The sequence below is a fragment of the Sphingobium sp. C100 genome (assembly GCF_000508185.1).
Lineage (GTDB): Bacteria > Pseudomonadota > Alphaproteobacteria > Sphingomonadales > Sphingomonadaceae > Sphingobium.
This window is the reverse complement of sequence record NZ_AYOY01000031.1, coordinates 1-9,928: the sequence shown is the minus strand read 5'-3', so window position 1 is coordinate 9,928 and position 9,928 is coordinate 1. Positions and strand designations below refer to the sequence as shown.

At 65.4% G+C, this 9,928-nt stretch carries 11 protein-coding genes and 1 pseudogene; 8 read left to right on the top strand and 4 right to left on the bottom strand.

The window, feature by feature from the left end; translation table 11 throughout:
* From C100_RS28570 to C100_RS28535, 8 genes are all read left to right on the top strand, one after another.
* Window positions 1–549 (top strand): efflux RND transporter periplasmic adaptor subunit (locus C100_RS28570; RefSeq protein ID WP_024018448.1); only part of this gene is annotated, 549 nt, incomplete at its 5' end.
* Between the two features lie 12 nt (window positions 550–561).
* Entirely contained in the window at window positions 562–3,666 is a 3,105-nt protein-coding gene (locus C100_RS28565; RefSeq protein ID WP_024018447.1) for an efflux RND transporter permease subunit, read from the top strand.
* A 24-nt stretch (window positions 3,667–3,690) separates the two neighbouring features.
* On the top strand, window positions 3,691–4,239 hold the full coding sequence (locus C100_RS28560; RefSeq protein WP_024018446.1) for a TspO/MBR family protein: 549 nt from the start codon (window positions 3,691–3,693) through the stop codon (window positions 4,237–4,239).
* Between the two features lie 40 nt (window positions 4,240–4,279).
* The gene (locus C100_RS28555; RefSeq protein ID WP_024018445.1) at window positions 4,280–4,579 is read left to right on the top strand and encodes an accessory factor UbiK family protein; all 300 of its coding nucleotides are present in this window, start codon (window positions 4,280–4,282) and stop codon (window positions 4,577–4,579) included.
* A 40-nt stretch (window positions 4,580–4,619) separates the two neighbouring features.
* On the top strand, window positions 4,620–5,126 hold the full coding sequence (locus tag C100_RS28550; protein WP_024018444.1) for a YbjN domain-containing protein: 507 nt from the start codon (window positions 4,620–4,622) through the stop codon (window positions 5,124–5,126).
* Between the two features lie 8 nt (window positions 5,127–5,134).
* Window positions 5,135–5,947: a pyrroline-5-carboxylate reductase family protein gene (locus C100_RS28545; RefSeq protein ID WP_024018443.1), complete on the top strand. Its 813-nt coding sequence runs from the start codon at window positions 5,135–5,137 to the stop codon at window positions 5,945–5,947.
* A 61-nt stretch (window positions 5,948–6,008) separates the two neighbouring features.
* Window positions 6,009–6,512 carry an asparaginase domain-containing protein gene (locus C100_RS28540; RefSeq protein ID WP_024018442.1) on the top strand — a complete coding sequence of 168 codons (504 nt, stop codon included), beginning with the start codon at window positions 6,009–6,011 and terminating at the stop codon, window positions 6,510–6,512.
* Window positions 6,513–6,592: 80 nt separating this feature from the next.
* On the top strand, window positions 6,593–6,844 hold the full coding sequence (locus tag C100_RS28535; protein ID WP_031308689.1) for a hypothetical protein: 252 nt from the start codon (window positions 6,593–6,595) through the stop codon (window positions 6,842–6,844).
* Between the two features lie 173 nt (window positions 6,845–7,017).
* On the opposite strand, the gene C100_RS28530 is transcribed toward C100_RS28535, so the two are convergent.
* From C100_RS28530 to C100_RS48530, 4 genes and pseudogenes are all read right to left on the bottom strand, one after another.
* Window positions 7,018–7,545, bottom strand: coding sequence for a CarD family transcriptional regulator (locus C100_RS28530; RefSeq protein WP_024018440.1), 528 nt, complete (start codon window positions 7,543–7,545; stop codon window positions 7,018–7,020).
* A 241-nt stretch (window positions 7,546–7,786) separates the two neighbouring features.
* Entirely contained in the window at window positions 7,787–8,125 is a 339-nt protein-coding gene (fdxA, locus tag C100_RS28525) for a ferredoxin FdxA (RefSeq protein ID WP_024018439.1), read from the bottom strand.
* Window positions 8,126–8,263: 138 nt separating this feature from the next.
* The gene (locus C100_RS28520; protein WP_024018438.1) at window positions 8,264–8,560 is read right to left on the bottom strand and encodes an RNA-binding S4 domain-containing protein; all 297 of its coding nucleotides are present in this window, start codon (window positions 8,558–8,560) and stop codon (window positions 8,264–8,266) included.
* Window positions 8,553–9,928, bottom strand: a pseudogene (locus C100_RS48530) (helicase-related protein); the annotation flags it as partial. The pseudogene C100_RS48530 and the gene C100_RS28520, both read right to left, overlap by 8 nt.

Genomic DNA, 9,928 nt, shown 5'->3' with positions numbered 1-9,928 from the left:
GCGGGCGCGATCATTCCCGCCGGCACCGCCATCGCCACCGTCAGCGACATCAGCCGGATCAAGCTGGACTTCACCATCCCCGAAACGCAGTTGTCGATGATCCGCCAGGGTATGCCGATCAAGGCGGTGTCGGCCGCCTGGCCCGACCGGCCCTTCAATGGCACGATCGCGACGATCGACCCGGTGATCGACCCGGCAACGCGCGCCATCCGGGTGCGCGCCATCCTGCCCAATGGCGACAAGGCGCTCAAGCCGGGCATGTTGCTGACCGTCAGCGTCTTCGCGCGCGAACGGGAGTCGCTCGCCGTGCCGGAACTGGCGGTTGTCGGCGATGGCGAGGACCGTTTCGTCTTCGTGCTGGAAGACCGCACGGCCAAGCGGGTGAAGGTCGATACCGGTATGCGCCAGAACGGCCAGGTCGAAATATTGGGCGGGGTGAAGGCCGGGCAGAAGGTCGTGACCGAAGGCGTGGTCAAGCTGACCGACGGCACCAAGGTGCGCCTTGCCGGGGACAAGGCCAAGGACGGCGCGTCCCGCGCCGCGGGCTGAGGACGCCGGGTCATGCAGCTTTCCGACCTTTCCGTTCGCCGCCCGGTCTTCGCCGCCGTGATCGCGATGCTGCTCTGCATCGTCGGCGTGGTCGGCTATCTCAGCCTGTCGGTGCGCGAATATCCCGACACCGACCCGCCGATCGTGTCGGTCGAAACCATCTATACCGGCGCCGCGGCGTCGGTCGTGGAAACCCGCATCACCCAGTTGATCGAGGATGCGGTGGCGGGGGTGCAGGGCATCCAGACCATCACCTCCACGTCGGAGGATGGCCAGTCCGACATCAATATCGAATTTGATCCTTCCCGCGACATCGACAGCGCCGCCAATGACGTGCGCGACCGGGTCGGGTCGGTGGTGGAGGATTTGCCCGAGGATGCGCTGGCGCCGGAAATCCGCAAGGTGGATTCGGATGCGCGCTCCATCCTGTTCCTGTCGATCTCGCGGCCGGGCTGGAGCTCGATCCAGATCAGCGACTATATCGACCGCAACATCGTCGACCGTTTTTCCGCCATCGACGGCGTCGCGCGCGTGTTCATCGGCGGCGAGGCGCGACCCTCGACCCGCATCTGGTTCAATGCGGAAAAGCTGGCGGCCTTTGCGCTGACCCCGGCCGATGTCGAAAATGCGCTGCGTGCGCAGAATGTCGAACTGCCCGCCGGGCGGTTCGAATCGAAACAGCAGAACCAGACGCTGCGCGTCGAGCGGCCCTTCGCTACCCCGGACGAGTTCGCAAATCTGGTGGTGGGGCGCGGCGACGATGGCTATCAGGTGAAGCTGGGCGATGTCGCGCGGATCGAGGAGGGGCCGGAAAATCCCTATAGCAGCTTCCGCTCCAACGGCGGCACCGCGATCGGCCTGGGCATCATCCGCCAGTCGGGCGCGAACACGCTGGAAGTGGCGCAGCGGGCCAAGGGGTTGATCAAGGAACTGGAGCCGACCCTGCCGGCGGGGATGCGGATCGCGATCGGCACCGACGAAAGCCTGTTCATCGAGCGCGCGATCGAGAATGTCTATGACACGCTGATCGAGGCGGCGCTGCTCGTCATCCTGGTCATCTTCCTGTTTCTGGGGTCGGTGCGCGCGACGCTGGTTCCGGCCGTCACGGTGCCGATCTGCCTGCTGTCGACCTGCGCGGTCATGTGGCTGCTCGGCCTGTCGATCAACCTGCTGACCCTGCTTGCCTTCGTGCTCGCCATCGGCCTGGTCGTCGATGACGCGATCGTGGTGCTGGAAAATGTCTATCACCGCGTCGAACAGGGGGACGATCCGCTGGTCGCCGCTTATCTGGGCGCGCGGCAGGTCGGCTTCGCCATCATCTCGACCACCCTGGTCGTATGCGCGGTGTTCGTGCCGATCATGTTCCTGGCCGGGCAGACGGGCCTGCTGTTCCGCGAACTCGCCATCGCGATGATCGCGGCGATCGGCTTTTCCGGCTTCATCTCGCTCAGCCTGGCGCCGATGCTCTGTTCCAAACTGCTCAAGACCGCCGAGCGCGGGCGGCTGGCCCGTTGGGTGGATGACCGGTTCCAGCGGATCGAGGGCGGCTATGCGGGCTGGCTCGACCATGTGCTGCGCAAGCCGCTGTTCGCCCTGATCGGCGTATTGCTGTTCCTGGGCGTCGCGGGTTTCGTCTTCACCAGCCTGCCGACCGAGCTGGCGCCGGCGGAGGATACCGGCGTCGTGGAATCCAACATCAGCGCGCCCGAAGGCACGGGCTATGACCAGATGCTGGCCTATATGCTCAAGATCGAGAAGGATCTCAATTTCCTGCGCAAGGATGGGACGCTCCAGAATCTGGTGGTCCGCGCGCCCGGCGGTTTCGGCACGACCGACGATTTCAACAGCGGCAACGTCATCGCCTTCCTGCGTCCCTGGGAAGACCGCACCATCACCACGGCGGAAGTGGCGACCATCATCAACAAGGTCATCGCCGACCAGCCGGGCGTGCGCGGCAATGCGGCGCCCCGGTCTGGCCTGGGGCGCGGGCGCGGGCTGCCGGTCAACCTGGTGCTGGCGGGCGCCACCTATGAAGGGCTGGTCGCCGCGCGCGACCGCATCATGGCGGCTGCCGCCAATTATCCGGGGCTTATCAACCTGGACAGCGACTATAAGGAATCGAAGCCGCAGATGCGGATCGAGACCAATCTTCAGCGCGCGGGCGACCTGGGCGTGTCGGTGAACGACATCAGCCAGGCGCTGCAAAGCCTGTTGGGATCGCGCCGCGTCACCACCTATGTCGACCGGGGCGAGGAATATCGCGTGCTGGTGCAGGCGGAGGATGAAGGCCGCGAAACCGTGTCCGACCTGGAGCGCATCAATGTGCGCAGCCGAACCGGCGCGCTGGTGCCGCTGTCGGCGCTGGTAACGGTGAAGGAAGTCGCCGGGCCGCGCCAGCTCAACCGCTATAACAAGCTGCGCGCGATCACCCTGACCGCCGCACTGGCGCCGGGCACATCGCTTGGCGACGCGCTCACCTGGCTCGAAGGGCAGGCGCGCCAGTCGCCCGAGGTGGTCGCGCTGGGCTATCGCGGCGAAAGCCAGTCGCTGCGGGAGACGGGCGGCGCGATCTGGCTGGTCTTTGGCCTCACCATCGTCATCGTGTTCCTGTTGTTGGCCGCCCAGTTCGAAAGCTTCATCCATCCCGGCGTCATCATCGCCACCGTGCCGCTGGCGGTGGCGGGCGGCGTGCTGGGGCTGGCGCTGACCGGCGGGTCAATCAACCTCTACAGCCAGATCGGCATCGTCATGCTGGTCGGCCTCGCCGCCAAGAACGGCATCCTGATCGTCGAATTCGCCAACCAGTTGCGCGATGAGGGCATGGCGGTCGAACGCGCCATTCGTGAAGCCGCCAAGCGCCGCCTGCGCCCCATCCTGATGACATCGATCGCGACCGTGATCGGCGCCCTGCCGCTGGTCATTCGCGGCGGGGCGGGGGCGGCCGCGCGCCAGTCGATCGGCGTCGTCGTCGTCTTCGGCGTCAGCCTGGCGACGCTCATCACCCTTTTCCTCATCCCGATCTTTTATTCGCGCGTTGCCAAACGCACGGTTTCTCCCCAAACCGTCAGCCGCAAGCTGGAATCGGCGCTGACGGATTCGCCCGAACCGGCCGAGTGACATGCGCGGGGGTTGTTGCTGTCGATGAATGAGATTGCGTCCCAGGGTCAGTTGCGCCTTGCCTATCTGCGTTGGGTATTATTTACCGTGCCCGCCATCGTCTTTCTGGGCTTCCTGTCCGGCCGGCTGGCCAATAGCGGCTATGGCAATCGCTGGTTCGATGCGTTGGACAAACCGGCGCTGATGCCGCCCGGCTGGGTCTTTGGCGTGGCCTGGACCATCCTCTATGTGTTGATGGCGCTGGCCTTCGCGATCGTGCTTCACGCGCGCGGGGCGCAGGGGCGGGGGCCGGCCATCCTTCTCTTCCTGGTCCAGTTGCTGCTCAATCTCGCCTGGTCGCCGCTTTTCTTTCGCGCGCATCAGGTCGACAGCGCTCTGGTCCTGATCCTGGCCCTGTTCGCGCTCGTGGCGGCGACCACCGCGCTGTTCTGGCGCATCCGCCGCGCCGCGGGCGTCATGCTGCTGCCCTATCTCGCTTGGCTGGCCTTCGCGTCCTTCCTCAACTATGAGGTCGGCCGCCTGAACCCGGAGGCCGAGACCCTTGTCGCCCCGGCGCTCAAGACCCAGATATGAAATCCGGCGCGTCGGCCGCGCCGCAGGAAGGACAAGAGCAATGCAGAGCGAAAACCGCTTTTTCGACGATCTGGCCAAGCTGGTGAACGGCGCGGCGGGCACCATGGCGGGCGTGACCCGCGAATTCGAATCCAATGCGCGCGAACGGGCGAAGGAATGGATCGGCGGCATGGATTTCGTGTCGCGCGACGAATTTGACGCCGTCAAGGCCATGGCCGCCGCCGCGCGCGAGGAGGTTGAACTGCTGAAGGCGCGGCTCGACGCGCTGGAAGGCAAGGCCGGCGAACCCGTGACCAAGAGCGTCAAGGCGACCAAGCCCAAGGCGCCCGACGCCAACTGAGCGTCTGTCCTTTCACCCGATGGGGTGTTAAGGCCCGCCGATGATGGATAGTGACGAATTTGAACATGGCGGCCAGGAAGCCGCGCCGATCGACATGCTGGCGGCCTATTTCGAGGCCCATGGGTGGAGTTTCGACCAGGTCGGCGAGGATGAGATCGTCGGCAACACGCAGGGGTCGTGGGCGCAATATGAACTGCGCGGCATCTGGCGGGATGAGGATCAGGTGCTCCAGCTCCTCGCGTTGCCGGACATTCGCGTGGCCGACGAGAAGCGCGCGACCGTCTACGAAACGCTGGGCCTCATCAACGAACAGCTCTGGATCGGCCATTTCGAACTCTGGTCGTCCAGCGGCATCATCCTGTTCCGGCACGGTGTGCTGTTGGGCGCGGGCGGCACGCTGACGCTCGACCAGGCGCAGCTTCTGGTCGAAACCGCAATCGACGAATGCGAACGTTTCTATCCGGTGTTCCAGTTCGTCCTGTGGGGCGGCAAGTCCCCGTCGGAGGCGATTTCCGCCAGCCTGATCGAAACCCGCGGCGAAGCCTGAGCGCGCGCATGACCGCGATCTGGCCCGATCATCTCTTCCTTGTTGGCTGCGGCAATATGGCGGGGCAGATGCTCAGCCGCTGGCTCGCCTGCGGGCTTGATCCCGCGCGCGTCACCGTGCTGCGCCCCAGTGGTCGGGCGGTGGCCGATGGGGTGACGGTCGTCACCGCCTATCCCGCCGCGCTGCCCGCTGGAACGACGATATTGCTGGGCATGAAGCCCTATCAGATCGCCGATGTCGCGGCCGCGCTGGCGCCGCTCTGTCATGCGGCGACGCCGATCGTCTCGATCCTGGCGGGCACGACCCTGGCCGATTTGCGCACGCGCTTTCCGGGCGCGCGCGACATCGTCCGCGCCATGCCCAATCTGCCGGTTGGACTGGGCGAGGGGGTGGTCGCGCTGTTCACCGACGTCGCAACCGATCGCCAGGCGAAAGCCGATCTGGCCGCCTTGATCCAGCCGCTTGGCCTGGCCGAATGGATCGCGGACGAAGCGCTGTTCAATCGCGTGACGGCGCTGTCGGGCTGCGGCCCGGCCTTTCTCTTCCGCTTCATCGATGCGCTTGCCCGTGCGGGCGAAGCGATCGGCATCCCCGCGCCCCAGGCCGCGCGCATGGCGCTGGCGACGGTGCAGGGCGCGGCGAACATGGCTGCGGGCGCGGCTGCCAGCCCGGCGGCGCTGGCCGATCAGGTCGCCAGTCCTGGCGGCATGACGCGCGAAGGATTGAATGTCCTGGATGCCGACGACCGGTTGCTGGCGCTGCTGACCGATACGCTGGCCGCAGCGCGCGACCGCGGCGAAGCGATGGCGCGCGGCGCATAAGGGCGGTTCCGGGGCGCGGCGATTTACGCTACAGCGCGCCGAAATCGACTTGGAGCCATGCATGTTGTCCCCTGACGCCCCGATCCTGCTGCTGACCACCGGCGGCACGATCGACAAAATCTATTTCGATGCCCTGTCCGACTATCAGGTCGGGGAAACCGTGATGGCCAAGCTGCTGGAAGTCGCCCGCGTCAAGCGGCCCTTCCGCATCGAGGAAGTGACGCGCAAGGACAGCCTGGAACTGGACGACAGGGACCGCGCGCTGATCGCTGCGCGGGTCGCCGCCGCGCGGGAAAAACATATCGTCATCACCCATGGCACTGACACGATGACGGAAACCGCGAAGCTGTTGCAGGACATCGCCGGCAAGACCATCGTGCTGGTCGGCGCGCTGGCGCCCGCCCGCTTTGGCGAAAGCGACGCCAGCTTCAACCTGGGCATGGCGTTCGCGACCGCGCAGGTGGCGCCGCCGGGCGTCTATATCACCATGAGTGGATCGGTTTTCCGCGCCGATCAGGTGGTTAAGGACCGCGCCAAGGGCGCCTTCGTCCCGATCGGCGACTGAACGGGCCGCCTGTCCTCCGGGAACATTGCGCATCCATGACGCATTGGTGCGTCGGGTGGCATGATGAGGAGGATGAAGACATGGCCGATTATCAGGTCGAACAGGAGCGCCCTACGCCCACGACGACGGTGATCGAACGGCGCGGCGGCGGCGGCATGACGCTGGCGATTCTGCTGCTGGTGGTTGTGGTGGCGATTGCCGCTTTTTTCCTGATCAGCAGCGAAACGAACAAGGATAATGCGGTGTCGGGCGCGGCGCAGCAGGTCGGCGAAGCCGCAAGCGATGTCGGCGACGCGGCGCAGGACGCGGCCGGCAGCGTGAAAGGCGACTAAAGCATCGTGCGGAAAAGTCGGAACCGGTTTTCCGCTCAAAATGATGCGATAACGAAAGCCTAGAGCGCGCGACCTGCATCCGGTCCAACGCAGCGGAGCATAAGCTTCGGCCACAAAAAAAGGGGCGTTCCGATTGCCCGGAACGCCCCTTTTTGCCGGCTAGAAGAAATGCGTCAGCCTTCGACCTTCGCATATTTGGGTGCGGCTTCGTTCAGGATGCGCAGGATCTTCTTGAGCGCGCTCGGCTCGTCAGTCTCTTCCATCGCGGCCAGTTCGCGTGCCAGGCGGCTCGAAGCAGCCTCGAAAATCTGGCGTTCGGAATAGCTCTGTTCGGGCTGGTCGTCGGCGCGGAACAGGTCGCGCGTCACTTCGGCGATCGACACCAGGTCGCCCGAATTGATCTTCGCTTCATATTCCTGCGCGCGGCGCGACCACATGGTGCGCTTCACCTTGGGCTTGCCCTTGAGCGTTTCCATGGCTTCCTCCAGCGTCTTGTTGGAGGATAGTTTGCGCATTCCAACGCCTTCGGCCTTGTTGGTCGGCACGCGCAGCGTCATGCGCTCTTTTTCGAAACGGAGGACGTAAAGCTCCAATTCCATGCCGGCGATCTGCTCTTTCTGCAGCTCGATCACACGACCTACGCCATGCTTGGGATAAACGACATAATCACCAACGTCAAAGGACAGCGCCTTGGCAGCCATTTGATACCTTTCCAATTCAAGCGGGAAACGGGCCGTCGCGCAACAGCTGAGCAAAGCCGGATGCTGAAATATGAACGGCGCGACCCGTCAAGACATGAAGTTATTCTCCAGGGCCGGACTAGGGGAATCCGACCGTTACGGGCCTATTTAGCAGATTCGTAACAAAATTACCACCCCCGGACACAATGGCTGGGGGTGTGGCGCAATTCGGGACGCTAGAGCGGCGATTCTGCCGCCGGGATCAGTCGCCCGAACCGGGGGCCGGGGAGAAAAATTGTTCCAGCTTGTTCTCGACGCCGTTCATGGCTTCGGCGTCGGCGGGGGCATCGCCCTTGACGGTGATATTGGGCCATTCGGCCGAATATTTGGTGTTGAGCTCCAGCCATTTTTCCAGGCCGTTCTCTGTGTCCGGCAGGATCGCCTCGGCCGGGCATTCCGGCTCGCACACGCCGCAATCGATGCATTCGCTGGGATTGATGACCAGCATATTCTCGCCCTCGTAGAAACAATCCACGGGACAGACCTCGACGCAATCCATGAATTTGCAGCGGATGCAGTTGTCGGTCACGACGTAGGTCATTGTTTGGGCACTCTTGTCCTCTGGAAAAGCGCGGCCCTGCTATGCCCGCCGCGCGCGAAGGTCAATGAGGATATTATTGGCCGGGGTTTAGGGCGGGTTTCGTCCGGTGCGCGCGGGAATGGCCGTCCCTGCGGCGCGTCACCCCCCGACCGTCAATTCCTCATAGCAGGCTTGCGCCTCCGCGGCCGACCCACGGCGGGAGGGAAGGACGATCACGCGCACCACCCGCACGCCGCCGGGATGGGGAAAGGTGATGAGATCCCCCGCACGCACCGGCGCATGGGCGCGGTCGATGCGCCGGCCGTTGAGCCGGACATAGCCTTCCTCAGCCAGCGTCTGGGCGGTCGAGCGGCTTTTGGACAGCCGCGCGAACCAGAGATATTTGTCGATGCGCAGGCTGGGGCCGTGGCTGGCGCCTGCCACCGGGTCAGCCATTGCGGCCTAGCAGGTCGGCAAGGCCCGCGAAGGCATTGTTGACGGGGGCGGGGCTGCCGCCATTGCCGCTCGCGGCGGGGCGGGACTGGCCGCCCTCGCGGCGGTTGCCGCCGGCGGGCTTGGGACCGCCAGATTTGCCGCCGCCAGATTGGCCGCCACGCGAGCGCTCGCCCTGCGGCCGGTCGGTGCGCGCTTTCTGCCGGCCCCGAAAAGCCCAGTTGGCCCCGCTGGCGGGCGGCGTTTCGGCCCCTTCCTCTACCGGCGCGGGCGGCGGTGCAGGCTCGATCGGCCGAAAACCGGCCGCGCGCATCAGTTGCAGGAAGGAGTCCTCGGTCAGACCCAGCGATACGATCTGCGGGCTGAGCGCGGTGAAGGGCTCATTCTTCGCAATCGTCTCATGCGCGGTGCGGGCCATGCGCTCGGCCATGTCGATGCGCAGCATCTGTTCCCCGAAACCGCGAAAGCCGGCGATTCGCGCGCCCATTTGCGCCGGCCGCTCGCCCGCCGGGATCAGGGTGAGGCCCGGACCGGGCATCGGCAGGCAGGGCTTGGCGATGCGCGCGGCCAGCAGCGCGGACCGCCAGCGTGCGGCGCCCGGCTTCAGCAGGCCGGGATGATAAATGTCGAGAACCCCGATATCGAGGCCCGCCTTGCGCAGCAAATGCCGCTGTTCCTTGTCGAGATGGCCGAGCGCCGAATCGAGATCGGTCCGCGCGATCACGCCGCCGGCATCGGCAAGCTGCGCGAATACCGCGCGCACGACAGGCGGCACAGCCGGATCGGCGGCGCTTTCCGCCATTTTGACGAGCGGCAGCAGATGCTTCTGCTTCTGCCCCTCAAGCCAGGTCGCCAGGCGGGTCACGACCTGCTTCTGCACATCCTGCCCAAGCGCCAGCAGTGCGCGGTCCAGGCGGATTTCCGGCGCCAGCAGGCTCGATCCCGCCAGCAGCGCCGCCACCGGCGTTTCGCCCCAGGCGATGCCGGGCGCCTGCCCCGCTTCGTCCAGCAGCGCGAAATCCGCATCCGTTGCAGCAACCAGTTCGTCAGCCTTCACTCGCAATACCTTTCCAAGGCGCCGTTCCGCGGCCGCCAACAGCATTTTTCGGTCCTGATGCCGCGTAGCGGGATCGACCGAGAATCGGAAGCCGTCAAGTCGTCCGATCATTTCCCCATCGACGCAGACGCTGCCGTCCGGCTCGACCGTCACCGGCAGATTGCTCGCATTCTGGCCGATGTCGCGCAAGAGGACGGTTGTGCGCCGGTCGACGAAACGCTGCGTCAGCGCCGCGTGCAGCGCGTCCGACAGCTTTTCCTCCAGCGCGCGGGTGCGTTCGGCCATTTCGGCGGGATCGGCCAGCCAGTCGGGCC

What these genes read in the sequence shown, in the direction of transcription:
- C100_RS28565 (WP_024018447.1), top strand. Translation starts at nt 562, where the DNA reads ATGCAGCTTTCCGACCTTTCCGTTCGCCGCCCGGTCTTCGCCGCCGTG.
- C100_RS28560 (WP_024018446.1), top strand. Translation starts at nt 3,691, where the DNA reads ATGAATGAGATTGCGTCCCAGGGTCAGTTGCGCCTTGCCTATCTGCGT.
- C100_RS28555 (WP_024018445.1), top strand. Translation starts at nt 4,280, where the DNA reads ATGCAGAGCGAAAACCGCTTTTTCGACGATCTGGCCAAGCTGGTGAAC.
- C100_RS28550 (WP_024018444.1), top strand. Translation starts at nt 4,620, where the DNA reads ATGATGGATAGTGACGAATTTGAACATGGCGGCCAGGAAGCCGCGCCG.
- C100_RS28545 (WP_024018443.1), top strand. Translation starts at nt 5,135, where the DNA reads ATGACCGCGATCTGGCCCGATCATCTCTTCCTTGTTGGCTGCGGCAAT.
- C100_RS28540 (WP_024018442.1), top strand. Translation starts at nt 6,009, where the DNA reads ATGTTGTCCCCTGACGCCCCGATCCTGCTGCTGACCACCGGCGGCACG.
- C100_RS28535 (WP_031308689.1), top strand. Translation starts at nt 6,593, where the DNA reads ATGGCCGATTATCAGGTCGAACAGGAGCGCCCTACGCCCACGACGACG.
- C100_RS28530 (WP_024018440.1), bottom strand. Translation starts at nt 7,545, where the DNA reads ATGGCTGCCAAGGCGCTGTCCTTTGACGTTGGTGATTATGTCGTTTAT.
- fdxA (WP_024018439.1), bottom strand. Translation starts at nt 8,125, where the DNA reads ATGACCTACGTCGTGACCGACAACTGCATCCGCTGCAAATTCATGGAT.
- C100_RS28520 (WP_024018438.1), bottom strand. Translation starts at nt 8,560, where the DNA reads ATGGCTGACCCGGTGGCAGGCGCCAGCCACGGCCCCAGCCTGCGCATC.